Origin of the sequence: Streptomyces sp. NBC_00425, from assembly GCF_036030735.1 — a bacterium.
Classification (GTDB): domain Bacteria; phylum Actinomycetota; class Actinomycetes; order Streptomycetales; family Streptomycetaceae; genus Streptomyces.
This window is the reverse complement of sequence record NZ_CP107928.1, coordinates 1973616-2000331: the sequence shown is the minus strand read 5'-3', so window position 1 is coordinate 2000331 and position 26716 is coordinate 1973616. Positions and strand designations below refer to the sequence as shown.

Here is a 26716-nt window from a genome sequence, read left to right as displayed (position 1 = left end):
TGCCTCAGCGACTCCACCTGGAGGTACCGTGTCCGGTTTCCGTTCCCTGAGCTCCGGGCTCCGCGGTCTGCAGCCCGAGGCCTTCGGCGCGGATCCGAGCGGTGAGCGCCTGGCGCGCATCCGCAGATCGCCCCACTACGAGGACGGCGTCTTCCAGAACCCCGGCGGCCCGGCGCGCACCCGCCCCTCGGGCTCGATGCTGGACTTCGCCAAGGTCTTCTTCGACAAGGAGCAGCGCCCCCGGCGGGCTCCCGCAGGCACCGTGCCGGTGCACGCCACCACCCTCGCCGACCTCGCCAAGCCGCCGGTCACCGGCCTCAGGACGACCTGGATGGGGCACTCCAGCGTGCTCGCGGAGATCGACGGGCAGCGGGTGCTGTTCGATCCCGTCTGGGGCGAGCGCTGCTCCCCGTTCGCCTTCGCGGGACCCAAGCGGCTGCACCCGGTGCCGCTGCCGCTGGCCGCGCTCGGTCCGGTCGACGTCGTCGTCATCTCGCACGACCACTACGACCACCTGGACCTGCCCACGATCAAGGCGCTGGCCGGCACGGACACCCTGTTCGCGGTGCCGCTCGGCGTCGGCGCCCACCTCGAGCACTGGGGCGTGTCCGCGGGGCGGCTGCGCGAGCTGGACTGGCACGAGGCGACCGAGGTCGGCGGGCTGACCCTGACGGCGACCCCGGCCCGCCACTTCTGCGGCCGAGGGCTGCGCAACACCCAGCACACCCTGTGGGCCTCGTGGGTGGTGGCTGGTGCGGAGCACCGGATCTTCCACAGCGGGGACACCGGTTATTTCGACGGTTTCCGGGACATCGGCGCGGCGCACGGCCCGTTCGACGCGACGATGATCCAGATCGGCGCGTACTCCGACTTCTGGCCCGACATCCACATGACGCCCGAGGAGGGCATGCGGGCCCATCTCGACCTCCAGGGCGGCGCCGGCGGTGTGATGATGCCGATCCACTGGGCCACCTTCAACCTGGCCACCCACGCGTGGGCCGAGCCGGGGGAGGGCACGCTGGCCGCCGGGCGGGCCGCAGGGGCGCGGGTCGCCCTGCCTCGCCCGGGGGAGCCGTTCGAGCCTACCGCCGAGACCGTTCCGCAGGAGCCGTGGTGGCGCGGTGTGGCCAGGGCTCCCGTCGGGGGATGGCGGCCGCTGGACGATCCGGCAGCCAAGGCCAACGCCGATACCCAGAGTGACATCCAGGCGGGCGTCACCGAGGACGGCGAGGCGCCGGAGACGGTTCCGGCGGGCTGACCGGAGCTGGGACGTTCGACCGTGCGGGTCGGCGGGGCGCATCGCCCCGCCGACCCGCACGGTCGTTTCCGTACCGCTTCTGACCAGGTCTGATCGAACTGCCTTCATGTTGCTTCGTGGTCCGCGCGGGTCTATCGCTCTGTCGTGCGAAGCCTCATACCAGAGCGGGACGCTCCCTGGGGGAGTTTGTCAACTGCCCACCGCACATGATGGGTTGCCGACTACTGTGAGTGGCCATCGGGTGACACCGGGCCGTATTTCCCGGCTCTCCCGACCGACGACCCGGCCTGACGGACCAGTACGAGGACACCGATGTCTCACCTCCGCGCACCCGCCGCACGAGCAGACCGCCGTGAGGGCGGGCGGCACGGGCGGCCCGTCGCCCGCATCGCACCGGCGCCGGCCGAGACGCACATACGGTCCCAGTTGGTGCGGCTCGCCGTACTCCCCCCGACCGCGGTGGCGCTGAGCGCCTGCGCGGTGGTCCTGTTCACGGTGCGCTCCAGCGGCATGCGCCCCGGCCCGACCCTGTGGGCGGTGCTGGTCGGCGCCGCCGCCGTGAGCGGCGTCGGCATCGTGATCGCGGCGGTGGCCGCCGACCGCGCGGCCCGCTCCGTCAGCGACCGCCTCTCCGCGCTGCGCCGCAGCAGCGCACGCGGCGAGGCCGACCTGCGCGGCGTCATCGAGGCGCTGCGCCGCGGCGAGGTCCCCCCGCAGCGCACGTCGCGAGGCGGACCGCCGGCCGGCGCGGACGACTTCGAACTGCTCGCGGCCGACCTGGCACACGCCCACGACGGGGCCGTCACCGCCGTCGTGCAGGCCGCACAGCTGTCGAGCCAGGCCGGCAGCGAACAGAAGCTGGAGGTGTTCGTCAACCTCGCGCGGCGTCTGCAATCCCTGGTGCACCGAGAGATCTCGATCCTCGACGAGCTGGAGAACGAGATCGAGGACCCCGATCTGCTCAAGGGCCTCTTTCACGTCGACCACCTCGCCACCCGCATCCGCCGGCACGCCGAGAACCTCGCGGTCCTCGGCGGCGCCGTGTCGCGCCGGCAGTGGAGCAACCCGGTCCCCATGACCGAGGTGCTGCGCTCCGCCATCGCCGAGGTCGAGCAGTACGCCCGCGTGAAACTCGTCCCGCCCATCGACGGCGAACTGCGCGGCCACGCCGTGGCCGACGTCATCCACCTGCTCGCCGAACTCGTCGAGAACGCCACGGTGTTCTCCGCCCCGCACACCCAGGTGCTGCTGCGGGCCAACCTCGTCACCTCCGGGCTGGCCGTCGAGGTCGAGGACCGCGGGCTCGGCCTGCCGGTCGAGGAACAGAGCCGGATGAACGCCCTGCTCGCCGATCCCGACCAGGTCAACGTCGGACGGCTGCTGGCCGACGGGCGCATCGGCCTGTTCGTCGTCTCCCAGCTGGCCCGGCGGCACGGCATCCGGGTCCGTCTGCAGAGCAACATCTACGGCGGCGTCCAAGCAGTCCTCGTCGTCCCCCAGGCCCTGCTCGGCTCCGCGCCGGGCGTCCTCGCGGCGGCGTCGCCGGGCCCGGACGCCGACGGCGCGGGACAGTCGCTCGCGCCCGCCGCGGCTCCCGCAGTGGCCCCGGCGGCGACGCCGCGCACGACGGCCTCGGCCCGGCCGCCCCTGCCCGCCTCCCCGCCGGCCCGCCCCGGCCGCCCCGGGCCGCGGCTCGTCGCCGGCGCCGACCGGACGACGGCACGGGACGCCAGGGGCGCGGGCCGGTCGTTCGTCCCCGCCGGCGCCCCCGCCCCGGCGCACGTCACGGCCACGGCGCACGCCCGGACCGAGCCCCCGGCGGTCCAGGCACACCCGCAGACGCCGGACGCCGCGTCCGTCGGCGCCTCGGGCGCCGGCCTGCCGGGGGAGGCCCGGATGCCGTCGGGCCGGCCGCCGGGTCCGACCGCGTCGTCGCAGGCCCGGAACACGTCGGGGTCCGGCGCCCTCGAGGGCCCGCCGTCACCGCAGGGCGCCTCCGCGTCCGGGCGCACGGGGCCCCTCCCGCAGCCGCCCGGGACCGGCGCGCCGCGGGGCGACGGCGACCGGCCCGCCCCGCTCCCCGTCCGCGGCGCCCGGTCGGCGCGACCCAACCCCGCCGAGGCCGTGCCCGGCATCCGGAGCGGCGACCGGCCCGTCGTCGAGGAGCACGAGGGCATCGCGCCCACCCCGCGCGTCGGCACCGTGCGCGGCACCATGGGCAAGCCCCACCTGCCCCGCCGCCGCGCCCAGGAGCACATCGTCCCCCAACTGCGCGGTGGCCCGGCCCCCCGTCCGGACATCGAACCGTCCGCCGGTCACGACCCCGGTCTGATGGCCGCCTTCCAGCGGGGCGTCGGCCTCGCCGAGGCGCAGCAGAGCCTGGAGGCGGACGCCGCGGAGCCGTCGTCCCCGTACCTCGCGCTGCCGGACTCCCCGGAGTCGGCAGCCCGCCCCGAGCCGTACGGATCGGAGCCGGCGGCGCGCCCCCAGTCGTACCGATCGGAGTCGACGGCGCGTCCCGAGCCGCAGGGATCGCACCCGCCCGTCCGCCCCGAGCCGTACGGGTCGCAGCCGACAAGCCGCCCTGAGCCCTACAGGCCGCAGCCGACAGCCCGGCCTGAGCCCTACGGGTCGCAGTCGGCCGTCCGGCCTGAGCCGTACCCGGCCGGGCAGCCCTGGGACACGGGCTCGCTCCAGACGCCGGCTCGAGGTCGCGGCGAGCATCCGGGCGACGCCGGTCACGGCGGGGAGGCGACGGCCGGAGCCGCACGGGGCGTCCCGCTCCCGCTCCTGCCACCCGCGCCGTTCCCCATGGACACACGGTCGGCGCACCGGCCCGGGATATCCGAGGCGCGCCCCGCGCACGCCGCCGCGCCCCCCGAGGCGTACGGCGCGCGGGACGGGCTGGACCTGCCCGAACCCGACCGATCCACCGCCCGGCACGACGGGAGCGCACCAGCCGGATGAGCCCTGCGAGCACCCCCACCCCCACCCCCAGCGCTCCCGCAGACCTTCGTAACCCAAGGAGTCGATCCACCATGGCGAGCGATGCGCCGACCGGCCATGTATCCGACCTCGACTGGCTGATGAGCGGCCTCGTGCAGCGCGTGCCGCACACCATGAGCGCGGTGCTGCTCTCCTGCGACGGACTGGTGAAGTCGGTCCACGGCCTCGATGCCGACAGCGCCGACCACATGGCGGCGCTGGCGTCCGGCCTGTACTCCCTCGGCCGCAGCGCCGGCATCCGGTTCGCCGACGGCGGCGACGTCCGGCAGGTCGTCGTCGAACTCGACTCGACGCTGCTGTTCGTCACCACGGCCGGCTCCGGCACGTGCCTCGCGGTGCTCGCCGGACGTGAGGCCGACGCCGCCGTGCTCGGCTACGAGATGGCGATGCTGGTGAAGAGCGTCCGGCCGTATCTGACGACCGCGCCCCGGCAGCACGCCGTCGAACCGTCGGTGATGGGACCTTGAGGGTGGCGGCGGCCGGCGACGGGCCCTGGCTCGACGACGCGGCCGGACGGCTGGTGCGCCCTTTCACGGTCAGCGGCGGCCGTACCCGGCCCAGCGTCGCCCTCGACCTCATGTCGCAGGTGATGGCCACCGGGACGGCGCCCCTCGGCTACCTCGGACCCGAGCACGCACTGGCGCTGGACCTGACCCGTGCCCCCGTGTCGGTCGCCGAGATCGCGGCTCATCTGAAGCTCCCGGCGGCGGTCACCAAGGTGCTGCTGTCGGACCTCCTCGACTGCGGAGCGCTGACCACCAAACCCCCCGAGTACCACCACATCCCCACCGACCGGGCCCTTCTGGAGGCAGTGCTCGATGGACTACGACGACAACTCTGAGCACGACGACGCGTACCAGGCGTACGGGGCGCACCGCCGCCCCCCGGCGCACGACGGCGGCGGCTCGGACCCCTTCCCCACCGCACTGAAGATCCTGGTCGCGGGCGGCTTCGGCGTCGGCAAGACGACCTTCGTGGGCGCCGTGAGCGAGATCGCGCCGCTCAGCACGGAGGAGCTGCTCACCACCGTCAGCGCCGCGACCGACAACCTCGACGGCATCGAGAACAAGGTCGAGACGACCGTCGCCATGGACTTCGGTCGGATCAGCCTCGACCCACAGCATGTGCTCTACCTGTTCGGGACGCCCGGACAGGAGCGGTTCTGGTTCATGTGGGACGAGCTGTCCGAGGGCGCCCTCGGCGCGGTCATCCTCGCCGACACCCGGCGCCTCGAGGAGTGCTTCGCGGCCGTCGACTTCTTCGAGGAACGCGGCCTCGCCTTCATCGTCGCCGTCAACGAGTTCGACGGCTCCCACCGCTACGACCCCGAGGAGGTGCGGGCCGCCATCGACCTGGACCCGGAGATCCCCGTGGTGCGCTGCGACGCGCGGATCTCCGCCTCCGGCGTCCAGACCCTGCTCACCCTCGTCAAACACCTCATCGCCCACGCGCCGGCCGCACCCCAGCCGAGCCGCGGCGCACACATGTGACGCCCGCACACAACGCCCCGGAGCCGCATATGACGTTCGTCCACAGTGACGGAGCCCGGCCATGAGCTACGACCCACCGCGCCCGGTCGGTCGTCTGCTGCTCACCCCGGAGGACAGAGAGGCTCCCGCCCGTGCCCGCAGACTGCGCCGACTCGGCCTCGGGGAGCAGCCCGAACCCGCACTGGACGCCTTCGCGGGCCGCCTCGCCGAGGTGACCGGAGCGCCGTACGCCATGGTCAACTTCCTCGACGGGGAACGGCAGTTCTTCGCCGGGCTGCACACCCCGCAGGGCGGCCGGGCCGCTCGCGGCGGCAAGCCGGAGGTGGGCCGCCGACTGCCCCGCGAGTACGGCTACTGCCCGCACGTCGTCGCCCGGCGCAAGGCGCTGGTCCTGGAGGACGTCGGCGACTACCCGCGTTTCGCGGGCAACCCGGTGGTCGACGAGTACGGCATCCGCTCCTATCTCGGCGCCCCGCTCATCGACACCACCGGGATGGTGCTCGGCACGGTGTGCGTCGCCGCCCTCGCGCCCCGGCCCTGGGGCAGGGCCGGGCTGGAGACGATCAAGGCCACGGCCGCCGACCTCGTCGGACGGCTGCAGCGGCGCGACGCCGACGACCTCCCGCCCTGAGCGCCCGTCAGGGAGCGCGCCAGACGTTGTCGAACGCCGCCTTCTCGATGGACCGCCGCTGCCGGACGGCCTCGAGCTCCGTCACCGCGTCGGCGACCGTCGCCACCACCGTCACGACCGCTTCGCCGAGGGCGTCCGGGAGGCCGCCGGCCGGCTCCTCGCGCAGACCGACGGCGGCCGCCAGCCCGGCGAGGACCGGTTCCTGAGACGCCCAGCGTGCGGTGGCGCCGCTGCGGTCCGGCGAGTCCACGGGCGTCGTCCGCGCACCGATCAGGCGACGCGGCCGGCCCAGCACGCCGTCCGCCTCCAGCCGGGCCGTGTAGGCGGCGGCCAGACCGCGCCCGCGGCGCCACAGCCAGTCCTCGACCGGCTCGTACGGCGGCTCACGCAGCAGCGCCGAGGCGGCCTCGCGCAGGAGCGGATCGTGCGGCGCCGACGGCGGGCCGGGCACGAGGAGGCCGCCGTCCACGGCGAGCACTCCGGCCTCGGCCAGGTCGAGCGCCTCGGCGCCCGCGAGGGCGAGCGACAGATCGCCCTGCCCGACGGGTCGGGCGGCCGTCATGTCGATCGCGACGATCATCAGGTCCCGTGCTGTGGTCATCGGGGGCTCCACGTCAGTCGGCCGGCCTCGTGCGGGTTGCGGTCCAGGGTGGCACGGCCCACCGTGGTGTGCGGGAAACCGGACCGGGCGAGCGCGGCCGAGCGGGTGAACGCGGTGGGACCCGTGAGCACCCGTGAGCACCCGTGTGAAGCAGAGCTGTGGCGGCGCTTAAGAAAAGCTCGATGGACCTGGCCCGACGGAGTGCGGCAGATTGCTGGGCGAATCCACCCGTCTTCCCGGATGCGGGGCCTGTCGGCCTGCCCGCGCCGGGCCCTCATCACAGGAGCCGTTGCGTTGAAGGCGCTGGTCAAGGAGAAGGCGGAGCCCGGACTGTGGCTCCGGGACGTTCCGGAGCCCGTGGTGGGGCACGGCGACGTGCTGATCAAGGTGCTGCGCACCGGCATCTGCGGCACCGACCTGCACATCCGGTCCTGGGACGGCTGGGCGCAGCAGACGATCAGCACGCCCCTGGTGCTCGGGCACGAGTTCGTCGGCGAGGTCGTCGGGACCGGGCGGGACGTCACGGACATCGCCGTGGGCGACCGGGTCAGCGGTGAGGGACATCTCGTCTGCGGCAGGTGCCGCAACTGCCTCGCCGGACGCCGTCATCTGTGCCGGGCCACCGTCGGCCTCGGCGTCGGGCGGGACGGCGCCTTCGCCGAGTACGTCGCCCTGCCCGCGTCCAACGTGTGGGTGCACCGCGTGCCGGTGGACCTCGACGTCGCGGCGATCTTCGACCCGTTCGGCAACGCGGTACACACCGCGCTGTCCTTCCCGCTCGTCGGCGAGGACGTCCTGATCACCGGCGCCGGGCCGATCGGCCTGATGGCCGCCGCCGTCGCCCGGCACGCCGGAGCCCGCAACGTCATGATCACCGACGTCAGCGAGGAGCGGCTGGAGCTGGCCCGCAAGATCGGGGCGAGCCTCGCACTGAACGTCTCCCGGGCGTCCATCGCCGACGGACAGCGGGAGCTGGGGCTGCGCGAGGGCTTCGACATCGGCCTGGAGATGTCCGGGCGGCCCGAGGCGATGCGCGACATGATCGCCAACATGACGCACGGCGGCCGGATCGCGATGCTGGGGCTGCCCGCCGAAGAGTTCCCCGTCGACTGGGCCCGGATCGTCACGTCCATGATCACCGTCAAGGGCATCTACGGCCGGGAGATGTTCGAGACCTGGTACGCGATGTCGGTGCTGCTGGAGGGCGGTCTCGACCTCGCTCCCGTGATCACCGGCCGGTACGGCCACCGCGACTTCGAGGCGGCCTTCGCCGACGCGGCGAGCGGCCGCGGCGGCAAGGTCATCCTCGACTGGACCGCGTGAGCCGTCCGCTTCCGCCGCCTCCGAGTGCTTCCCTAGGAGCTTTCCGATGTTCGACTCCGTGCGCGACGACCTGCGCGCCACCCTCGACGAGATCCGCGCCGCCGGTCTGCACAAGCCCGAGCGGGTGATCGGCAGCCCGCAGTCCGCGACCGTCGCCGTGACCGCGGGCGGCCGGCCGGGCGAGGTCCTCAACTTCTGCGCCAACAACTACCTGGGGCTCGCCGATCACCCCGAGGTGATCGCCGCCGCCCACGAGGCCCTGGACCGCTGGGGCTACGGCATGGCGTCCGTGCGCTTCATCTGCGGGACGCAGGAGGTGCACAAGGAGCTGGAGGCGCGGCTGTCCGCGTTCCTCGGCCAGGAGGACACGATCCTGTACTCCTCCTGCTTCGACGCCAACGGCGGCGTCTTCGAGACGCTCCTCGGCCCCGAGGACGCGGTGATCTCCGACGCCCTCAACCACGCCTCGATCATCGACGGCATCCGGCTGTCCAAGGCACGCCGGTACCGGTACGCCAACCGTGATCTGGCGGACCTGGAACGGCAGTTGAAGGACGCGTCGGACGCGCGGCGCCGGCTCGTCGTCACCGACGGCGTGTTCTCCATGGACGGCTATCTGGCGCCCCTGGCCGAGATCTGCGACCTCGCCGACCGCTACGACGCCATGGTCATGGTCGACGACTCGCACGCCGTCGGCTTCGTCGGCCCCGGCGGCCGCGGGACGCCCGAGCTGCACGGCGTGATGGACCGGGTGGACATCCTCACCGGCACCCTGGGCAAGGCGCTGGGCGGCGCGTCCGGCGGTTATGTGGCCGCCCGCGCGGAGATCGTCGCCCTGCTCCGTCAGCGCTCGCGCCCGTACCTGTTCTCCAACACGCTCGCCCCGGTCATCGCCGCGGCCTCCCTGAAGGTCCTCGACCTGCTGGAGTCGGCGGACGACCTGCGGGTGCGGCTCGCCGAGAACACCGCGCTGTTCCGCCGCCGGATGACGGCCGAGGGCTTCGACGTGCTCCCCGGCGAGCACGCCATCGCCCCCGTGATGATCGGCGACGCGGCGAAGGCGGGCCGGATGGCGGAACTGCTGCTGGAACGCGGGGTGTACGTGATCGGCTTCTCGTACCCGGTGGTCCCGCAGGGGCAGGCCCGCATCCGCGTCCAGTTGTCCGCCGCGCACTCCACGGCCGACGTCGACCGTGCAGTCGACGCGTTCGTCTCGGCCCGGGCGGAGCTGGAGAGGTCCGGGGCGGCCACGGTCTGAACCGCGGGACTCCGCACCGGCGGCGGCCCGCGACGGGCGGCGGGCCCGCGGCCCGGAACCGGCGGCGTTCCGCAGCCGGCGGTCCGTCCGTCCGGACCACGGGGCGGCGGACTGTGGGCCGACGAGCGGCCGGTCCGGTCGGACGGTGGTCCTGAGGGCCCTGACATATTGCGATAATCGATCCCATGATCGAAGCGCGGCGGCTCCACATCCTCCGTGCGGTGGCCGACCACCGCACCGTGACGGCGGCGGCCGCCGCGCTGTATCTCACCCCGTCCGCCGTCTCCCAGCAACTGGCCGCCCTGGAGCAGGAGACCGGCCACCGGCTGGTCGAGCGTGGCGCCAAGGGCGTGCGGCTCACCCCCGCCGGCGAGATCCTGCTCGGTCACACCAACGCCGTCCTCGCCCAGCTGGAGCGGGCCGAGGCGGAGCTGGCGGCCTACAGCTCCGGTGCGGCCGGCACGGTCACCGTCGCGGCCTTCGCGACCGGCATCGCCCTCGTGGTGGCTCCCGCGGTGGCGCGGCTGGCCGGCACCGCCCCGGGGATACGGATCCGCGTCCAGGACGCCGAGGGCGACGCCAGCCTGCCGATGGTGCTCGACCGGCAGGTCGACGTCGCCGTGGCGGTCGAGTACCGCGGGGCCCCGGCCGCCGACGATCCGCGCCTGACGCATCTGCCGCTGTACGCGGAGCCCTTCGACGCGGTGGTGCCCGTCGCCCACCGGCTCGCCGACGCCGCCGAGGTCCCGCTGGCCGAGCTGGCCAAGGACATCTGGATCGGCCCCTACCCCGGCAACCCCTGCCACGACGTGGTCGTCCTGGCTTGCGAGAACGCCGGCTTCCAGCCCCGTCTGGAGCACTCCTCCGACGACTTCCGCGCGGTCGTCGCGCTCGCCTCGGCGGACGCGGGCGTGGCGCTCGTCCCGCGTTCGGCGCTGCGCGGCATGGACCTCACGGGGGTGGTCGTCCGGCCGGTCGACGGCGTGGCGCCGACCCGTCGGGTCTTCGCGGCCGTCCGCCGGGGCGCCGAGGAGCACCCGCTGATCCGGCCGGTGCTGGAGGCCCTCGGCGAGGCCGCCGCGGTGTGAGGCCCGCCGTGGAGTGAAGCCCTCAGCGACGCCCGGCCGCGGCGTGGGGCCCGCCGTGGCGCCAGGCCCTCCTCGGCGCCAGGCTGCGGTGTGGAGCCCTCTGTCGTGTGACGCCCGGGGTGTGAGGGCTGCGAAACACGGCCGTCTCATATCAGGGATACATTCCCGGATGTGAGACGAGACGCGGACGCTGCGCAGCCCCCCGACCCGGTCGACGCACGGCTCGCCGGCCGGCTGGCCGAGCTGCGGGCCGAACGCGGCTGGTCGCTGGTGGAGTTGGCCGAGCGCAGCGGGCTCAGCCGGTCCACCCTGTCGCGGGCCGAACGGGCGGAGATCAGCCCGACGGCCTCGCAGCTCAACCGCCTCTGCCAGGTCTACGGGCGGACCATGTCGCGACTGCTCGGCGAGGTCGAGGCGGAGCCCGCCCCGGTGGTGCACGCCGGAGATCAGCCCGTCTGGGCGGACCGGGCCTCCGGGTTCGTCCGGCGCTCCGTGTCGCCCCCGCACCCGGCGCTGCGCGGCGAGCTGGTCGAGGGGCGGCTCGCCGTCGGCGCGGACATCGCCTACGACCGGCCGCCCGTGGCCGGGCTCGAGCAGCATGTGTGGCTGCTGGACGGCGTCCTCGAAGTGACGGCCCAGGACGCCGTGCACCGCCTCGACGCCGGAGACTGCCTGCGCCTGCGGGTGTGGGGGCCGACCCGGTTCCGGTGCGCCGGCGAAACCGAAGCACGGTATGTGCTGGCGGTGGTGCTCCCGTGATCACGACCCGCCTCGACGCCCCCCGGCTCCTCGCCGACGCGCGGGAACTGGCCGGCCTGCTGATCGACACGGTGGACGGCGGCGCCTCGGTGGGCTTCCTCGCCCCGCTGGACCGGGCGGACGCCGTCGCCTGGTGGCGTGAGCGGGCACAACAGGTCGCCGCCGGACGCCTCGCGGTCTGGGCCGCCCTGGACGGCGACCGCGTCGTGGGCACCGTGAGCCTGGCCTTCGCCGACAAGCCCAACAGCCGTCACCGCGCAGAACTCGTCAAACTCATGGTGCACCGGGACGCCCGCGGCAGGGGCCTCGCCCGCACCCTGCTCGGCACCGCCGAGAAGGCCGCCGCCGCGGCCGGCGTCACCCTCCTGCACCTGGACACGGAGACCGACAGCCCGGCCGAACGCCTCTACCGCGCCACCGGGTGGACCAGGGCGGGGACGGTCCCCGACTACGCGGCGAACCCGTACGGAGTGCTGCGGCCGACCACCCTGTACTACAAGCACGTCGCCGCGGGGTGACTGTCAGCGGCAGCCGATACGGTGCGGAGCATGCCGGACGCCGAAGACGTACGCCGTATCGCCCTGTCCCTGCCGGACACCACGGAGAAGACCGCCTGGAGCATGCCCACCTTTCGCGTCGCGGGGAAGATGTTCGCCACCCTGCCCGAGGAGGAGACCTCGCTCGCCGTGCGCTGCCCCAAGGAGGAGCGCGACGAACTGGTGCTCGCGGAGCCCGGGAAGTTCTGGATCGCCGACCACGAGGCCCAGTTCGCCTGGGTGCGGGCCCGGCTGGCCGCTCTCGAGGACGAAGACGAGCTGCGCGACGTCCTCGCCGACTCCTGGCGGCAGGCGGCCCCGCAGCGCCTGCTGGAGGCCTATCCGGACCTCGGCGTCGCCCGCGACGGCTGACGGCGCCCGGGCGGCTGCGGCCCGGGAAACGTGGGCGCGACCATCGACCCGAGTGCGGTATTGTTTCCATGCGCGTTCGGCCAGGGGAAACCCCAGGTCAGGCGGGCAACGGGACGTGGCGCAGCTTGGTAGCGCACTTGACTGGGGGTCAAGGGGTCGCAGGTTCAAATCCTGTCGTCCCGACGGTGAGGTCGATCCGTCGGTCTTTTCGAGGCTCTGTTCCCACTGCGGGAGCGGAGCCTCGCCGCGTTACGGCAGCGCTCATCGATCGGCTTCGGGCACCCGGACGCTGTGGACGACCTTGTCCTCACCCGCGCTGATGAGGAACCGGCCGTCCGGCGAGAACGCCACGGCGTTCACCGAGCGGTTGTACTTGAGGGCGAGCAGTGATTGCCCCGATTCGGTCCGCCACACGCGGACCGCTCCGTCCTCGCTTCCGGTGGCGATCATGCTGCTGTCGGGACTGAAGGCCACGGCCCGTAGACCGCCCTGGTGCTCCACGCGGAAGAGCGGGGTCCAGGTCTGCGTATCGCTGACCTGAGCGGTGTGGTCCTGGCTGCAGGTGGCGACCGTCCGCCCGTCCGGCGAGAAGGCGACACCGAGGACGAAATCCCCGTGCTTGATCTGTGCCTCTTGCCGACCCGTCTCCGTGTCCCAGATGTAGGCGTTCCTGTCCTCGGATCCCGTGAGCAGGAGGCACCCGTCCGGGCTGAACGCCAGGGCCTTTACGGCCCGGGCGTGGCGCAGGGACAGGACACGGCTGCCCGTGCAGAGATCCCACACGCAGGCTGTGGCATCGGCGCTCCCGGTCGCCAGGAGCCGCCCGCTCCTGTCGTAGGCCACCGTGTTGACGAAATGGCGGTGAGTGAACTTCAGGGGGCTGGCCTCGGTCGTCATCTTCCAGACGCGGGCGAGATTGTCCGTGCTGCCGATCGCCAGGCTGTCACCGCCGGGGCTGAAGGCAAGGGCGTTGACCATCGTGCTCCACCCGCCGAGTCGGCGCTGCCAGGTCGGCTGGCCGGTGATCACGTCCCAGACCCGGACGAGTTTGCGGGAGCCGGTGGCAAACAGCCGCCCGGAAGGATGGACGGCCATGCTCACCACCCAGTGCCCGGTGTCGATCTCCTGCCGCGGCGTGAGATCCGGGGAGGGAGCCGTGGGCGGCCGGGATGCGTGTGAGGGTTCGGCGGGCCGGTCGGCCTGCGGGGCGCGCCGACCGGTGTGCGGAACGGACTGGCTGGTCCGGGGAACGGACCGGTCGGTCTTCGGGGTGGGCGGCTCGGCCTGCGTGTCGTGCTCCTCCCCGTTGAGCTGCTCGACCACGGTCTGCGGGGGTGTGGGTTTCCGCAGAGACGTGAAGTCGAAGAGGCGGGCGTCGCCACTGCGCTGGTAGAGGACGGGCGTGAAGCACTCCAGGCTGTCGTCCTTGTCCGCCCGCAGCGCGATACGGCCCGTGCGGACCGCCTCGTCGACCGGCCGGTTGGCCGCTAGGGCCTGGTAGAAGGCCCGGGAGAAGAGCACGGCCGCCTTGTCGGTCACCGCGAACTGCATGGCGACCACGGCCGGAACCGTGTACTCCAGCTTGGCCGCCGTGCTGGAGAACAGATCGCGAGCGTGGGAGGTTCCCGTCTCGCAACTGTTGAGCACGACGAGGCGGGGGGAGGGGTCGGCGACGCTGATGAGCGAGCCGAGCGCCTCCGCGTGCAGGGGCGACTCCCTGCCCTGTTCGTCGGAAAAGACGAGCATCCCCTGCCGTCGTTGATCGTCGAACTTTCCATGGCCGATGAAGTGGAAGATGTGACAGCCGGCGAACAGGGCGTTGAAGAGATCCTGTTTGGTTCCGCCGCCCACCCAGTCGAGCCGCACCCTTCCCTCGTCGATGAGCGGCTTGAGCGCGGTGCTCAGTCCTTCCTGTTCGGTCTCGGCCTCCAGCGGGGTGAGCGCACCTGGCAGGGACACCATCCCGAGGATGCTCAGCGGAGGCTCCACGCGCAGGGGGGCGACCGGCTCCAGCATCTCCACGTGGCGGATGACCGGGTGGTGCAGGCACAGATAGCCGCCCAGCTTCTCGTCGTACAGAAGCTCCCAGGGCAGTGCGGCGAGTTCCGGGGAACGGACCCGGAGGACCATGCGCAGCCGCTGACCGTGTTCCTGCGCCTTCTGTCTGCTGGACAAGTAGAGCGCCTTGATCCCGCTCTGGAACACGGACTCGAACAGGGTGCCGCCGACCTCCATGGCGGGCAGTTCCATCCCGGTTCCTATACTCCGCGAGTGGGCGGCGGACCCCAGGACTGCGGCTTCCAGAGAGGGCAGCCGCTCCAGCAACTCGTGCGCGTCGATGGCGGCGACCAGGGTGTCCTCGCCGGCCGGCGACGTCACGTCGATACGGTAGCCGTCGGGCGCTTCGCTCATTTCGAGGACAAAATCAAAATCCGCCGCCATGGCGCCCTTCTCTCCCCAGGCAGGCCGGGTCAACTCCCGTTAACGGTTTGCGAGGGAGTCGCGGGGGTGGTGTCACCCGTCCCTGTCGGCTGCGAATTGCTGAGCCATTTCTGGAAGGCGGAGAAATTCGTCGTGTCAGAGATCTGAGCCCAGACGACGATGTTGAAACGTCGATCCGTGTACATGGCCACCATGATGTTGCCAGCCGTGTAGCAGGCGCTGTCGCCGATGGTGACTGACTGGTCGTCCAGGTAGTAGGAATACGTACTTCCGGTCCGGTAGTCGCTCGTGGTGTTGCAGCTGGCCCCCTGCAGGTTGCTGGGCTGAGTCTGGCTCATCCACCAGTCCTGCATCTCGTTCACTTTGTCGAACATGAGATACCAGACTTGTTCGGGGACGCTGTCCTGCGTGCTGCAGTCAATTTCCACCGCTCCCTTGGGGGACTCGGCGGCCTCTCTGCAGGTCAGGTTCGACGTCACGCCGGACGGAATGTGTTTCTTGAGTGCGGTCAGTGAGGGCCCGTGCTGATTCGCCTCGGTGGTCACCCCCCACATCCCGCCAGCCAGCAGAAGTACGCCCAGAATGGCGATCACCACGCGCGGAGCCCGTTTCATCTTCGGAATCGTCATGAGGCGTCGGGAGATGCCACTGCCGATCAGGGCGGCAGCCAAGAGCATCACTCCGATGACGATGAGAACGATCTCGACGGCGAGAGGCATCGTTCAGCTCCTTCCAGAATTGGAAGAACCGTCAACTACCGAGCAGCATGCGAGTTTTCGTGCTAATTCATAGTTTATGGCGATTGCAGAGTTCCTGCTAGAGGACGGCAGCGCAGTCCTGGTCCGGGTCTCCGAGGAGTCGGCGCAGAGTTCCGTGCTCACCCGGGGAGCGTCGCCGTCCACCGTGATCGAGAAAGCCGAGGGCACCTTCGAGTCCGTCATGCGGGCCGTGCGGGGGGTTGCCCATGGGGTGGCCGCGCAGATGAAGGAATTTCCGCAACGGCCGGACGCGCTTGTGGTGCAATTCGGCGTCGAGTTGAACGCGCAGGCAGGGGCGATCGTCACGGCGGTCGGCGCGTCGGCTCAGCTGACCGTCAGCCTCACCTGGAACAAGCCCTGATCGATCGGCCTTCTGAGACTCCGTCAATTCAGTCTGTGAACCTCCCGTGCAGACTGGTGGTCAAGGGGGCGCAGGTTCAAATCCGGTCCCTGTTGTTTTTCACGGGCCGCGCGGCGCGCCGCCCCGGCCGGAGGCGCCTGTGAGGCCGCCGGTCGGCCTGTGTGTTCGCCGGACCGAAGACCCCCGCGCACCGCACGAAGCGGACCGGCAAGGCGGCGGAGACCGACGAGCGGGCCGCCGCGGCGGCGCTACCTGCGGGCCGTCCCCTGGCGGCGGCCGCGCGTGCGAGCGGCCCTGGGCGGCTCGATGAACTGCAGCTCCAACGTGGCCGGGGGGACGGCCAGGCCGGGGCCGCCCGCCGCCGCCCACGCCAGGATCTCCTCCGTGCAGTCGTCGTCCATGGCGAAGCCGACCCAGGCGGCCCGGCCGCCCGCCCGGCGGCCGACGGCCGAGGGCTGGACGACGATCACGTTCGCCTGGTCGCAGGGGCCGAGGCAGTCGGTCGTGCGGACGGCGAAGCCGCCGCCCGACGCGGCAGCGGCCCCCCGCAGCCGCGCCAGCTGCCACTCGTGGTCGAAGCCGGGATGCTTACGGCCGTCGCCGCAACAGCAGCCCCTGCACACCACGATCGTGCAGGGACGGCTTCCGGCGGCTCCGACCAGCGCGCGCTGGGCCGGCGGCATCCCGGTCAGGAGGCCGAGAGGCCCACGTGGGCCAGGGCCTGCCGGAGCAGGAACCCGTGCCCGCCGGGCATCTCGCTCTGCACCGCCAGGGAGGCGGCCTCCTGCGGGCTGAACCACACAAGGTCCAGCGCGTCCTGCCGGGGCCGGCAGTCACCCGTCACCGGCACGATGTAAGCCAGCGACACGGCGTGCTGACGCGGGTCGTGGTACGGGGTGAGGCCCTGCGTCGGGAAGTACTCGGCCACCGTGAACGGCTGGAGCGAGGTCGGCACCCGGGGCAGCGCCACCGGGCCGAGGTCCTTCTCTAGGTGGCGCAGCAGGGCGTCCCGGACGCGTTCGTGGTGCAGGACGCGGCCGGACACCAGAGTCCGGTTGACATTGCCGTCCGGCCCTATCCGCAGCAGCAGGCCGACGCTGGTGACTTCGCCGCTGTCGTCGACGCGCACGGGCACGGCCTCGACGTACAGGATCGGCATACGGGCGCGTGCCATCTCGAGCTCGTCGGAGCTCAGCCAACCCGGTGTGGTCTCGGTCAAGTCAGACATTGTTCGATCATACTTTCAGTGTCCGTCGGGAAGCCGGTAGACCCGGCGGGCGTTGTCGGCTCCGGCCCGGTGCGCCAGGCGCAGCGCGTCGGGAAGGCTCAGTTCACCCGCGTCCACCCGGTCCTGGAGCAGGTCTCCGAGACCCCGGCGGAAGGCCAGCGCGCCGAGCCAGTAGAACTCCGACACACCATAGGCGTCCGAGCTGTAGAGCAGTTTGCGGAACGGTGTGATCTCCAGCGCCTCCTCCAGGACCGCCCGCGCTCGCACGGGACCCACATGATGCAGGGTGAGCCCCACGTCCAGGTACACCTGCTCGAACACCGCGGCCAGGTAGGCGGCTTGCCGCTGGTAGGGCCAGCAGTGCAGGAGCAGCACAGGGATGGTGCCCGCGATGAGGTGCAGCCAGTCCGTGAGATGCGTCGGATCCACCCGGTGCAGCCGGATGTCGTTGTCGCCGAAGCCGGTGTGCAGTTGCAGCGGCAGCCCCAGATCGACCGCCGTCCACAGCAGATGCCGCATCAGCACCGGGTCCGCCAGCCGTCCGCCGCACGCCGCCCAGCGCCGGGCGGCCCGGGTGACGTCGGCGTCCGTGGGCCGGACCGGGTCGAGGTCGAACCCGGTCCGGTAGGCGGCCACCGACTTGACCCCCACCACGCCCGGCCGCCGGACCGCGTCCAGCGCGGCCGCCCGGAACGCGTCGGCGTACCCGTCGGCGTCGACGCCCCGCGCGGCGACGGCCTCGGCGACCGCCTCCAGCCGCACGATCTCGAGCGCGACCGCCGGTTTTGCGGCCGTGGCCAGCTCGGCGGGCGTGGTGACGCGGTGCGGGGCGAACCCGGTGTCGACGCAGAACACACCGGTTCGGCAGGCCTGGAGGAACCGCCGGTTCACCTCCTGCGGGCCCAGTGCGGCGCGCCGGGTCAGATAGGCGTCGGCGGGGGCGTGCGGGTCGAGGTCGAGCAGGGGCGCACAGTGGCGGCGCACCGCCACACCGACGGGCGTGTCGAACGTGGAGAACCCCGGCCAGAGGTCCCCCTCGGTCAGCAGCGCCTCGAAACCCGGCCGGTCCAGCGGGTCGGTGACCACACCATGGCAGTGGTGGTCGACCAGCCGCAGTTCCGCCAGCGCCTCGTGGACCGGCCGGCCGGCCATCTCAGTACACCCAGCGGTACGCGGCGGCCACCTGGTCGTCGTCGAGCCCGTCGACGGCGTCGATCTCGCCCTGCCGCACGGCGGCCACCGCGTCGGCGAGGACCGGGCCGAGGGCGGCGCGCAGCACCTCGTCGGCCCGGAACTCGGCGACGGCCCCCGCGAGCGAGGACGGCAGCCGGCGCACCCCCCGGGCCGCGGCCTCCCCGGCGCCGAGCCGCACCGGGTCCCCGGTGCTCTCCTCGGGCAGCACCGCGCCCGAAGCCACCCCGTCCAGCCCGGCCGCGATGAGGCAGCCGAGGGCCAGATACGGGTTGGCGGCCAGGTCGACCGGCTTGACCTCCAGGTTCGCCTGCTCCGCACGCCGGCCCGCGGTACCCCGCACCAGGCGCAGCGCGCACTCGCGGGTCTCCAGACCCCACGCGGTGAACACCCCCGCCCACTGTGAGGGCCGCAGCCGCAGAGCACTCGCCGGGCTGGGCGCGGTCACCGCCGTCAGCGCCGGGAGGCGGGCCAGGACGCCCGCGGCGAACGCCTCGGCGTCGGCCGTCATGCCGTGCCGGCGGTCGCCGCCCGCGTGCAGGTTCACGCCGTCCCGCCACGCGGAGAGATGCACATGGCCGCCGTTGCCGACGCCCTTCGCGACGACCGCGGGGGAGAAGGAGACCCGCAGCCCGTGCCGGCGGGCCACCGCCCGCACGGTCTGGCGGACGAGGACGCTGCGGTCGGCCGCGGCCACCGGGTCGAGAGCGCCGACGGAGATCTCGAACTGGCCGGGCGCGTACTCGGGATGGATCTGCTCGACGTCGACGCCCTGCGCCGCGCACGCGGCCAGCAGGTCGGCGGTGTACTCGCTCAGCTCGACCTGCCGCGTCGCGCCGTACGCCGGTCCGCCGGCGGCCGGGACGAACTCGCCGGCGGGCGCGGAGTCCAGGCCGACCGCCCACTCGATCTCGACGGCCGCCCGGAAGGCGAGACCGTGCGCACGGGCCGCGTCCGCCACGACGTGGCGCAGGAACGTGCGGGAGCAGCCCGGATGACGGTCGCCGTCCTGGGTGACGCGGTCGACCGGCGCCCACGCCCAGCCGGGCTGACCGGCCAGAACGACCAGCCGGTCGAGGTCCGGGTAGAGGCGCAGATCGCCGTCGGGCGAGCCCAGCACGTCGGTCGTGACGATGGCGTCGTTCGCCAGGAACGTGTCGAACACCGGCGACATCCCGACGCCCCAGGCCGTCGCCGAGGCCAGCCTGCCCGTGGGGACCGCCTTCACCCTGCCGATCCCCGCGGTGTCGACGTAGGCCAGCACGACGCCGTGCACGCCCGCCGCGGCCAGCTCCCCGCCGAGCGCGGTCGCCCGCTCGACGTCCCCGGGACGCCCGCCGGGGACGGGATCGGCAAGGGTGGTCATACGTCCTCCACGATCGGCGCGTGCGGCGGGTGCCCGTACGCCCGTCAGGGTTTCACGGCGACCGCGCCGTACTGCGGCACCACCGCGAGGGAGTCGGCCGTGCCGCGCCAGCGCGAGCACGACACCAGGCCCGGTTCCAGCAGTTCCAGACCGTCGAAGAACGCGGCGATCTCCGCGCCGCTGCGGGCGGTGATCGGCGGCTTGGCGTTCTCGTTCCAGAACTTCATCGCGGGGATCTGGCCCTCGCCGCCCACCTCGCTGTCGTGGGTGGGGTGCGTCAGGACCAGGAAGCTGCCGGCCGGGACGTCGGCCATGACCCGCCGGACGATGTCCCGGGCCGCCTCGACGTCCAGGACGAAGTTCAGGATGCCCAGCATCATCACCGCGACCGGCCGCGTGAAGTCCAGGGAGCGGCCCGCGCGTTCGAGGATCGCGGCCGGGTCGTGCACGTCCGCGTCGATGTAGTCGGTGCGGCCCTGCGCGGTGCCGGTCAGCAGCGTGCGGGCGTGCGCGAGGACGATGGGGTCGTTGTCGACGTAGACGATCCGCGACTCCGGCGCGATGCGCTGGGCGATCTCATGGGTGTTGTCCGCCGTCGGCAGCCCGGTGCCGATGTCGAGGAACTGCCGTACGCCGCGCTCCTCGGCGAGGAACCGCACCGCCTGTCCGAGGAACCAGCGGTCCGCGCGGGCGATCTCCCGGATGAGCGGGAACATCCCGGCGACGTGCTCGCCGACACCCCGGTCGACCTCGTAGTTGTCCTTGCCGCCGATCCAGTAGTTCCACACCCGCGCGTTGTGCGCCACGCTGGTGTCCAGCCGTCCCGGCCCGCTCACGTGACCGCCCCTTCCCGCGTCCTGCCCGCGCCCTGCCGTGTCCCGGGCCTCTGCCGCCATTGTGCCGCCGGATGATCACCGCTGTCCCCGGTAGGGTGAAAATCCGGTCGTCCACCTACAGGAAGCAGCACATGCCGTACTCGCACACCCCCGGACCGGCCGTCTCCGAGCCCCCGGCGGCTCCCGCGGACATCCGGCTGATCGTCACCGACATGGACGGCACGCTGCTCGACGACGAGAAGAAGGCGCCCGCGGACCTGTGGCGCGTGCTGGCGCTGCTGCGCGAGCGCGGGGTGCACTTCGCCCCGGCGAGCGGACGCCAGTACGCCACGCTGGCCGCGGACTTCGCCGAGGTCGCCGGGGCGGCCGAGGGGATGGCGTTCATCGCCGAGAACGGCGCGTACGTCGTGCGCGACGGGCGGGAGCTGAGCTCGGATCCGCTGGACCCGGCCGTCGTCGTGCGGGTGACGGAGGCCGCGCGCAGGCTCGCGGCCGACGGCGTCGACGTCGGCGCCGTGGTCTGCGGGAAGCGGTCGGCGTACGTCGAGCGGACCGACGAGGCGTTCCTGGCCGAGGCAGCCAGGTACTACCTGCGCCACGAGGTCGTCGAGGACGTCACCGCCGTCGACGACGACATCGTCAAGATCGCCCTGTACGACTTCGGGTCGGCCGAGGTGAGCACCGCCCCGGCGCTCGCGCCCTTCGCGCGGACCCACCAGGTCGTGGTCTCGGGCGAGCACTGGGTCGACGTGATGAACCGCACCGCCCACAAGGGCGCCGCACTGCGCCGCCTCCAGCGCGAGCTCGGCGTCACGCCCGCGCAGACCATGGTGTTCGGCGACTACCTCAACGACCTGCAGATGCTGGACGCCGCCGACTGGTCGTTCGCCATGGCCAACGCCCACCCCGAGGTCGTGCGCAGGGCCCGCCATCTGGCGCCCTCCAACAACGAGGACGGGGTGCTGCGCACCATCACGCGCGTGCTGGGCCTCTGAAACGGGCGAACGCCCAGGGGACCGGACCGTTCGGCCGACCGCGTCGGGGCGTCCCGCGTAACGTGGCCGCATGCGCCCCATGACCGAACCGGCCGTCGTCGCCCGCCTGGCCCGGGAGATCACCCCGGACCTGGAATCCGGGCGGCTGGAGGACTTCTACCGGGATCTGCACCGCCACCCCGAGCTGTCCTTCCGGGAGCACCGCACCGCCGCCGCCCTGGCCGGGCGACTGCGGGCGGCCGGGTACCGAGTGACGGAGGGCGTGGCCCGCACCGGCGTGGTCGGGGTACTGGCCAACGGCGAGGGTCCGGTGGTGTGGCTGCGCGGCGACATGGACGCGCTGCCCGTGCGGGAGGCGACGGGCCTCGCCTACGCCTCGACGGCCGACGGCGTGATGCACGCCTGCGGCCACGACCTGCACGTCACCTGGCTGGCGGCGGCCGCCGAGTCGCTCGCCGCCGCCCGCGAGACGTGGTCCGGGACGCTCGTCGTCGTCGGGCAGCCTGCGGAGGAGGTCGGGGGCGGTGCGGCGGCGATGGTCGCCGACGGCGTCCACGACCGCTTCCCGCGGCCCGACGTGCTGTTCGGCCAGCATGTCGCGCCCGGTCTCGCCGGGTTCTATCCGCACACCCCCGGGCTGACCCTGTCGGCCTCGGACGACGTGGACGTCGTCGTGCACGGCGTGGGCGGACACGGGTCCCGGCCTGAGTCGACGGTCGACCCCGTGGTGACCGCCGCCTTCGTCGTGACCCGGCTGCAGACGGTGGTCGCCCGGGAGATCGCCGCGAACGAGTCGGCGGTGCTCACGGTGGGGCGCTTCCACGCCGGCACGACGTCCAACATCATTCCGGACGAGGCGCGGCTGGGGGTCAACATCCGTACCCAGGACACCCGGGTGCGGGGCCGTCTCCTCGCGGCGATCCGGCGGATCGTCGAGGCGGAGTGCGCCGCCGCGGGCTGCCCCCGCCCGCCGGACGTCACCGTCCGGCCCGGCTGCCCGACGACGGTCAACGACCCTTCGCTGGACGGTGAGATCGCCGCCGTCCACCGGGAACTCTTCGGCCCGGACACGGTGTTCGACTTCGGCCAGGCGCTCGGCAGCGAGGACTTCTCCCTGCTCGCTCCGGAAGGCGTGCCGTACGACTACTGGTACGTGACCTCGACCCCGGCGCCGGTGTGGGAGGCGGCGCCGGGGGAGGGGGTGATGGAGAAGGCGGCGGGCGTGCCGGGCAACCACAGTCCGCTGTTCGCGCCCGACCTCTCGGTGCTCGCGCCGGGCGTACGCACCCTGGTCTCGGCGGCGCTGTCCCGGCTCGCCCGCACGCCCTAGGCCGGCGCGGGTCAGTTGTCGCGCGGCCAGTTCTCCGCCTCGAACATCCAGCGCTGCTTCTCGAGGTCGGCGGTGATGGAGATCAGCAGGTCCTGGGTCACCGGGTCCGCTTCCTCGGTCGCCGTGATCCGCTCGCGCAGCCGTGTGATGGCGGCCCCCAGGGACTCGGCGATCACCTGGACGGCGTCCTCGTCCCGCACCCAGCCGTCCTTGGGGGAGGGCAGGGTGAACGCGGAGGCGATCGTCTCCGGGCGACCGTCCGGCGGCAGGCCCAGCGCGGCCGCGCGCTCGGCGACGGTGTCGGCGTAGGAGCGGGCCGCGGTGACGACCTCGTCCAGCTGGAGATGGATCGAGCGGAACCGGGGGCCCACGATGTTCCAGTGCGCCTGCTTGCCGATCAGGGAGAGGCCGAGGAGATCCACGAGGGTGCCCTGCAGCGCGTCGAACGTGATCTGGCGGGCGGGCTCGGGCAGGGGGCTCTTCACGACAGTCATACGGTGCTCCTCCTCGTCGCGTCGTGTGGTGCGGTACGGAGCAGTGCCACGCGTTCCTGCTCGCCCGTACCGCCCCAGACACCCGAGGTCTGTCCGCTGCCGAGGGCGTAGGACAGGCACTCGGCGCGCACCGGGCAGCGGGCGCAGACCCGCTTGGCCGCCGCGGCCTCCCGCAGGGCCGGTCCGGCCGTGCCCACGGGGAAGAACAACTCCGGGTCCTCGCCCACGCAGGCGGCGACGTGCAACCACTCCATGCAGGCGCGGGTGCCCTGGGCGTACCGCTGCAAACAGGTGGTTTCCCGATTCCCGGTCCCCCGGGGGAGGTCGTCGGGCTCAGACGGCGAGGGTCCGGTCGAGGAAGCGGGTCAGGTCCGCGAAGACGTCCGCCCTGTTCGTCTCGTGGAAGACCTCGTGCCGGGCGCCCGGATAGATCCGCTCGGTGTGCGCGCCGCCGCCGAGCCGCTCGACGCCGGCACGGCTGCCGCGCAGCGGCACCAGCCGGTCGTCGTCGCCGTGCAGCCACAGCAGCGGCAGCGCGCCGACGTCGCCGTGCTCGGCGACGGTCGCCAGGGTCCGTACGAAGGCCCGCAGCGTGGGCCGCTTCATCGGTCCGTGCCAGACCAGCGGATCGGCCGCGTACGCCGCGCCGACCGCCGGGTCGCGGGAGAGCGCGGCCGGGCTGACGGGAACGTCGGGGATCTCGTCGTACGCCAGCAGCCGTGCCGGCAGCGGCCAGTCGCCGATCACCGGGCCGGACAGCACCAGCGCGGCGAGAGAGGCGCCGTGGCGCTGGGCGTACCGGGCCGCGATCAGGCCGCCCATCGAGTGCCCGATCAGGACCAGCGGCAGACCCGGGTGGGCGGCCGCGGCGAGCTCCGCCACGGCGTGCAGGTCGGTGACGACGTCCTCGAAGTCCTCGATCACCACGCGCTCGCCCGCCGACCTGCCGTGCCCACGGTGGTCGGGGGCGTAGACGGCCGCGCCGTGACCGGTCAGGACGCCGGCGAGTTCCTCGTAGCGGCCGGCGTGCTCGCCGTAACCGTGCACCACGAGGGCGAGGCTGCGGGGAACCGGCGGGGACCACTCGCGCGCGGCGATCGTGCCGTGGGTCCCGGCGAGGAGACGGGTACCGGTGACGACGGATGCGGTCATCGCTGCTCCAGCTGCGTCGGCGAAGGCGTCCGGGGATCTTCCCAGGGCGGCGCGTCGGGGTCTATAGTCGAAAACTAGCAGTGCTAACCAAGGAGTCCGTCGTGCGCCCCGTCCACTTCGCGGCCGCCCGCCGCACCCCCGTCGGCCGACTGCGCGGAGCCCTGTCCTGCGTCCGGCCCGACGACCTCGCCGCCGCCGTCGTCCGCGGGCTCGTCGCCGAGGTGCCCGCGCTCGACCCGGCCCGCGTCGACGACGTCTACTGGGGCGCGGCCAACCAGGCCGGCGAGGACAACCGCAACGTCGCCCGGATGGCCGCCCTGCTCGCCGGTCTGCCCGAGACCGTGCCAGGCGCCACGGTGAACCGGCTGTGCGCCTCCGGACTCGAGGCCGTGACGACCGCGGCCCGCACCATCGCCGCCGGCGAGGCCGACATCGTGATCGCGGGCGGCTCCGAGTCGATGAGCCGTGCCCCCTTCGTGCTGGCCCGCCCCGAGGAGGCCCTTCCGCAGCGCGTCGAGACGGTGGACACCCGGCTCGGCTGGCGTCTGGTCAACCCCGCGATGAAGGACCTGCACGGCCTGCTGGCCATGGGGGAGACGGCCGAGGAGGTCGCCGTCCGGTACGGGATCACGCGCGAACGCCAGGACGAGTTCGCCCTGCGCAGCCACCGGCTGGCCGCGCAGGCCCGCGAGAAGGGCCACTTCGACGACGAGATGCTGCCGGTGCGGCGTCCCGACGGCGTGCTCGTCGACGCCGACGAGGGCATCCGCGAGGACACCTCGTACGAGAAGCTGGCCCGGCTCAAGCCGGTCTTCCGGGAAGGCGGCACGGTCACCGCCGGCAACTCCTCGCCCATGAACGACGGGGCGGCGGGACTGCTCCTGGTCAGCGAGGAGGCGCTCAACGAGCTGGGCCTCGAGTCGCTGGGCCGCTATGTCGCCGGGGCCTCCGCCGGGGTCCACCCCGACGTGATGGGGCTCGGTCCGGTGCCCGCCACCCGCAAGGCGCTGGCCCGCGCCGAGTGGAGCGTCGAGGACGTCCAGGAGGCCGAGTTCAACGAGGCGTTCGCCGCCCAGGCGCTCGCCTGCGTGGACCGGTTGGGCGTCGACCCCGACCTGGTCAACCCGAGCGGCGGGGCGATCGCCCTCGGCCATCCGCTGGGCGGTTCGGGAGCCCGCATCCTCACCACGCTCCTGCACCGCATGCGCCGCACCGGGGCCGAGCGCGGACTGGCCACGATGTGCGTGGGCGTCGGACAGGGCACCGCGGTGCTGGTCGAACGGCACTGACGGCGCGCGCCCGTCGCCCGCACCGCCCCGGCGTCGGGGCGGCGGGCGGCGGTCACCTGGCGAGACGGCCTGCCGGGTGTTCGACGGATGTGCGTAGCATCGGCTCCCGCATGAACACGATGACCCTGTGGCACATCACCGGCTGGGAGTTCGCCGCCCTCGCCCTCGCGGCCGTGCTCGTCGGCTTCTCCAAGACGGCCGTCAGCGGGGCCAACACGGTCAGCCTCGCCGTCTTCGCGGCGGTCCTGCCCGCCCGTGCCTCCACGGGCGTCCTGCTGCCGATCCTCATCGCCGGGGACGTCCTGGCCGTTCTCACCTACCGGCGGCACGCCCACTGGCCCACGCTGTGGCGGCTGTTCCCGGCGGTCGCGGCGGGCGTGGTCCTCGGCACGCTGTTCCTGGTGTGGGCCGACGACGGGATCGTCCGGACCTCGATCGGCGCGATCCTGCTGCTGATGGCGGGCGTCACGGTGTGGCGGCGGCGCACGGCCGACGCGGCGGACGACCCCGACGCCGTGGTCACCCGGGCCGGACGTCTCAAGGCCCGCTCCTACGGCGTGCTCGGCGGTTTCACCACGATGGTCGCCAACGCGGGCGGCCCGGTCATGTCGATGTACCTGCTCTCGGCAGGCTTCCGCAAGCTCGGCTTCCTCGGCACCTCGGCGTTCTTCTTCCTGATCGTCAACGTGTCGAAGGTGCCGTTCAGTGTGGGCCTCGGCCTCATCGACGGCCGCTCGCTGCTTCTGGACGCCGCCCTCGCCGCGTTCGTCGTCCCCGGCGCGCTCTTCGGCAAGTGGGCGGTGCACCGCATCAACCAGCGGCTGTTCGAGCAGCTGGTGATCGCGGCGACCGTCGTGGGCGGGCTGCAGCTGCTGCTGCGGTAGACGGCCCGGGAGCCACCGGGCGGGGCACCGTGGCGGGAGCCGGGACGCGCTGCGGCCGCTTTCGTCGA

At 72.9% G+C, this 26716-nt stretch carries 29 protein-coding genes and 1 tRNA gene; 18 read left to right on the top strand and 12 right to left on the bottom strand.

What is annotated here, in order from left to right; all coding sequences use genetic code 11:
- The first annotated feature begins 28 nt into the window (after nucleotides 1-28).
- The 6 genes from OHS82_RS08210 (at nucleotide 29) to OHS82_RS08185 (ending at nucleotide 6385) form a co-directional block, all read left to right on the top strand.
- Nucleotides 29-1258: an MBL fold metallo-hydrolase gene (locus tag OHS82_RS08210; RefSeq protein ID WP_057583814.1), complete on the top strand. Its 1230-nt coding sequence runs from the start codon at nucleotides 29-31 to the stop codon at nucleotides 1256-1258.
- Nucleotides 1259-1570: 312 nt separating this feature from the next.
- On the top strand, nucleotides 1571-4225 hold the full coding sequence (locus tag OHS82_RS08205; protein ID WP_443061774.1) for an ATP-binding protein: 2655 nt from the start codon (nucleotides 1571-1573) through the stop codon (nucleotides 4223-4225).
- Between the two features lie 71 nt (nucleotides 4226-4296).
- Nucleotides 4297-4731 (top strand): roadblock/LC7 domain-containing protein, encoded by a 435-nt coding sequence (locus OHS82_RS08200; RefSeq protein ID WP_057583816.1) that lies wholly within the window; start codon nucleotides 4297-4299, stop codon nucleotides 4729-4731.
- A gap of 2 nt (nucleotides 4732-4733) precedes the next feature.
- On the top strand, nucleotides 4734-5105 hold the full coding sequence (locus OHS82_RS08195) for a DUF742 domain-containing protein (RefSeq protein ID WP_057583818.1): 372 nt from the start codon (nucleotides 4734-4736) through the stop codon (nucleotides 5103-5105).
- Nucleotides 5083-5754 (top strand): GTP-binding protein, encoded by a 672-nt coding sequence (locus OHS82_RS08190; protein ID WP_242433425.1) that lies wholly within the window; start codon nucleotides 5083-5085, stop codon nucleotides 5752-5754. The genes OHS82_RS08195 and OHS82_RS08190 overlap by 23 nt, the downstream gene beginning before the upstream one ends.
- 61 nt (nucleotides 5755-5815) lie before the next feature.
- A complete protein-coding gene (locus OHS82_RS08185; protein WP_057583820.1) occupies nucleotides 5816-6385 on the top strand; it encodes a GAF domain-containing protein in 570 nt (189 codons plus the stop codon).
- Between the two features lie 7 nt (nucleotides 6386-6392).
- On the opposite strand, the gene OHS82_RS08180 is transcribed toward OHS82_RS08185, so the two are convergent.
- Nucleotides 6393-6986: a GOLPH3/VPS74 family protein gene (locus OHS82_RS08180; protein ID WP_057583824.1), complete on the bottom strand. Its 594-nt coding sequence runs from the start codon at nucleotides 6984-6986 to the stop codon at nucleotides 6393-6395.
- Nucleotides 6983-7117, bottom strand: a complete 135-nt coding sequence (locus OHS82_RS08175) for a hypothetical protein (RefSeq protein ID WP_277922420.1) — start codon at nucleotides 7115-7117, stop codon at nucleotides 6983-6985. Before OHS82_RS08175 ends, OHS82_RS08180 begins: the two co-directional genes overlap by 4 nt.
- Nucleotides 7118-7280: 163 nt before the next feature.
- On the opposite strand from OHS82_RS08175, the gene tdh reads away from it, so the two are divergent.
- The 7 genes from tdh (at nucleotide 7281) to OHS82_RS08140 (ending at nucleotide 12505) form a co-directional block, all read left to right on the top strand.
- The gene (gene tdh, locus OHS82_RS08170; RefSeq protein WP_057583825.1) at nucleotides 7281-8309 is read left to right on the top strand and encodes an L-threonine 3-dehydrogenase; all 1029 of its coding nucleotides are present in this window, start codon (nucleotides 7281-7283) and stop codon (nucleotides 8307-8309) included.
- Between the two features lie 46 nt (nucleotides 8310-8355).
- On the top strand, nucleotides 8356-9567 hold the full coding sequence (locus tag OHS82_RS08165) for a glycine C-acetyltransferase (protein WP_057583826.1): 1212 nt from the start codon (nucleotides 8356-8358) through the stop codon (nucleotides 9565-9567).
- 185 nt (nucleotides 9568-9752) lie between these two features.
- Complete coding sequence (locus OHS82_RS08160; RefSeq protein WP_057583827.1) at nucleotides 9753-10655, top strand: LysR family transcriptional regulator; 903 nt, start codon at nucleotides 9753-9755, stop codon at nucleotides 10653-10655.
- 171 nt (nucleotides 10656-10826) lie between these two features.
- Nucleotides 10827-11414 carry a helix-turn-helix domain-containing protein gene (locus OHS82_RS08155; RefSeq protein ID WP_057583829.1) on the top strand — a complete coding sequence of 196 codons (588 nt, stop codon included), beginning with the start codon at nucleotides 10827-10829 and terminating at the stop codon, nucleotides 11412-11414.
- A complete protein-coding gene (locus OHS82_RS08150) occupies nucleotides 11411-11932 on the top strand; it encodes a GNAT family N-acetyltransferase (RefSeq protein ID WP_057583831.1) in 522 nt (173 codons plus the stop codon). Before OHS82_RS08155 ends, OHS82_RS08150 begins: the two co-directional genes overlap by 4 nt.
- Nucleotides 11933-11962: 30 nt before the next feature.
- Nucleotides 11963-12322, top strand: a complete 360-nt coding sequence (locus OHS82_RS08145; protein ID WP_057583833.1) for an MmcQ/YjbR family DNA-binding protein — start codon at nucleotides 11963-11965, stop codon at nucleotides 12320-12322.
- A gap of 109 nt (nucleotides 12323-12431) precedes the next feature.
- Nucleotides 12432-12505, top strand: a tRNA-Pro gene (locus OHS82_RS08140).
- 78 nt (nucleotides 12506-12583) lie between these two features.
- On the opposite strand, the gene OHS82_RS08135 is transcribed toward OHS82_RS08140, so the two are convergent.
- Nucleotides 12584-14734 carry a CHAT domain-containing WD40 repeat protein gene (locus OHS82_RS08135; protein ID WP_057583835.1) on the bottom strand — a complete coding sequence of 717 codons (2151 nt, stop codon included), beginning with the start codon at nucleotides 14732-14734 and terminating at the stop codon, nucleotides 12584-12586.
- 59 nt (nucleotides 14735-14793) lie between these two features.
- Nucleotides 14794-15483 (bottom strand): hypothetical protein, encoded by a 690-nt coding sequence (locus tag OHS82_RS08130; protein WP_057583836.1) that lies wholly within the window; start codon nucleotides 15481-15483, stop codon nucleotides 14794-14796.
- A gap of 76 nt (nucleotides 15484-15559) precedes the next feature.
- Between OHS82_RS08130 and OHS82_RS08125 the strand changes: the two genes are divergently transcribed.
- Nucleotides 15560-15883: a CU044_2847 family protein gene (locus OHS82_RS08125; protein WP_057583838.1), complete on the top strand. Its 324-nt coding sequence runs from the start codon at nucleotides 15560-15562 to the stop codon at nucleotides 15881-15883.
- A gap of 248 nt (nucleotides 15884-16131) precedes the next feature.
- Here OHS82_RS08125 and OHS82_RS08120 read toward each other — a convergent pair whose 3' ends face one another.
- From OHS82_RS08120 to OHS82_RS08100, 5 genes are read right to left on the bottom strand one after another with little or no spacing between them, the layout of a single operon-like run.
- Nucleotides 16132-16566, bottom strand: a complete 435-nt coding sequence (locus tag OHS82_RS08120; RefSeq protein WP_057583841.1) for a hypothetical protein — start codon at nucleotides 16564-16566, stop codon at nucleotides 16132-16134.
- Between the two features lie 5 nt (nucleotides 16567-16571).
- Entirely contained in the window at nucleotides 16572-17111 is a 540-nt protein-coding gene (locus OHS82_RS08115) for an NUDIX hydrolase family protein (protein ID WP_107105374.1), read from the bottom strand.
- 15 nt (nucleotides 17112-17126) lie between these two features.
- Nucleotides 17127-18263, bottom strand: coding sequence for an amidohydrolase family protein (locus OHS82_RS08110; RefSeq protein ID WP_328433605.1), 1137 nt, complete (start codon nucleotides 18261-18263; stop codon nucleotides 17127-17129).
- Nucleotide 18264: 1 nt separating this feature from the next.
- On the bottom strand, nucleotides 18265-19668 hold the full coding sequence (locus tag OHS82_RS08105) for a glutamine synthetase family protein (protein ID WP_057583845.1): 1404 nt from the start codon (nucleotides 19666-19668) through the stop codon (nucleotides 18265-18267).
- 44 nt (nucleotides 19669-19712) lie between these two features.
- A complete protein-coding gene (locus tag OHS82_RS08100; protein WP_057583847.1) occupies nucleotides 19713-20504 on the bottom strand; it encodes an SAM-dependent methyltransferase in 792 nt (263 codons plus the stop codon).
- Nucleotides 20505-20635: 131 nt separating this feature from the next.
- On the opposite strand from OHS82_RS08100, the gene OHS82_RS08095 reads away from it, so the two are divergent.
- Together OHS82_RS08095 and OHS82_RS08090 are read left to right on the top strand one after the other, a co-directional pair.
- Nucleotides 20636-21499, top strand: coding sequence for a Cof-type HAD-IIB family hydrolase (locus tag OHS82_RS08095; protein WP_057583852.1), 864 nt, complete (start codon nucleotides 20636-20638; stop codon nucleotides 21497-21499).
- Between the two features lie 79 nt (nucleotides 21500-21578).
- A complete protein-coding gene (locus OHS82_RS08090) occupies nucleotides 21579-22829 on the top strand; it encodes an amidohydrolase (RefSeq protein WP_057583897.1) in 1251 nt (416 codons plus the stop codon).
- Between the two features lie 11 nt (nucleotides 22830-22840).
- On the opposite strand, the gene OHS82_RS08085 is transcribed toward OHS82_RS08090, so the two are convergent.
- The 3 genes from OHS82_RS08085 to OHS82_RS08075 all read right to left on the bottom strand — a co-directional run bounded on the left by OHS82_RS08085 (nucleotide 22841) and on the right by OHS82_RS08075 (nucleotide 24475).
- Nucleotides 22841-23323, bottom strand: a complete 483-nt coding sequence (locus OHS82_RS08085) for a Dps family protein (RefSeq protein ID WP_057583854.1) — start codon at nucleotides 23321-23323, stop codon at nucleotides 22841-22843.
- Nucleotides 23320-23577 carry a WhiB family transcriptional regulator gene (locus OHS82_RS08080; RefSeq protein WP_057583899.1) on the bottom strand — a complete coding sequence of 86 codons (258 nt, stop codon included), beginning with the start codon at nucleotides 23575-23577 and terminating at the stop codon, nucleotides 23320-23322. The genes OHS82_RS08085 and OHS82_RS08080 overlap by 4 nt, the downstream gene beginning before the upstream one ends.
- A 79-nt stretch (nucleotides 23578-23656) precedes the next feature.
- Nucleotides 23657-24475, bottom strand: a complete 819-nt coding sequence (locus OHS82_RS08075) for an alpha/beta hydrolase (RefSeq protein WP_057583856.1) — start codon at nucleotides 24473-24475, stop codon at nucleotides 23657-23659.
- Nucleotides 24476-24576: 101 nt separating this feature from the next.
- Here OHS82_RS08075 and OHS82_RS08070 point away from each other — a divergent pair, with 101 nt between their 5' ends.
- Nucleotides 24577-25764: a thiolase family protein gene (locus tag OHS82_RS08070; RefSeq protein WP_328433604.1), complete on the top strand. Its 1188-nt coding sequence runs from the start codon at nucleotides 24577-24579 to the stop codon at nucleotides 25762-25764.
- Nucleotides 25765-25874: 110 nt separating this feature from the next.
- The gene (locus OHS82_RS08065) at nucleotides 25875-26648 is read left to right on the top strand and encodes a sulfite exporter TauE/SafE family protein (RefSeq protein WP_057583860.1); all 774 of its coding nucleotides are present in this window, start codon (nucleotides 25875-25877) and stop codon (nucleotides 26646-26648) included.
- Nucleotides 26649-26716: the final 68 nt, after the last annotated feature.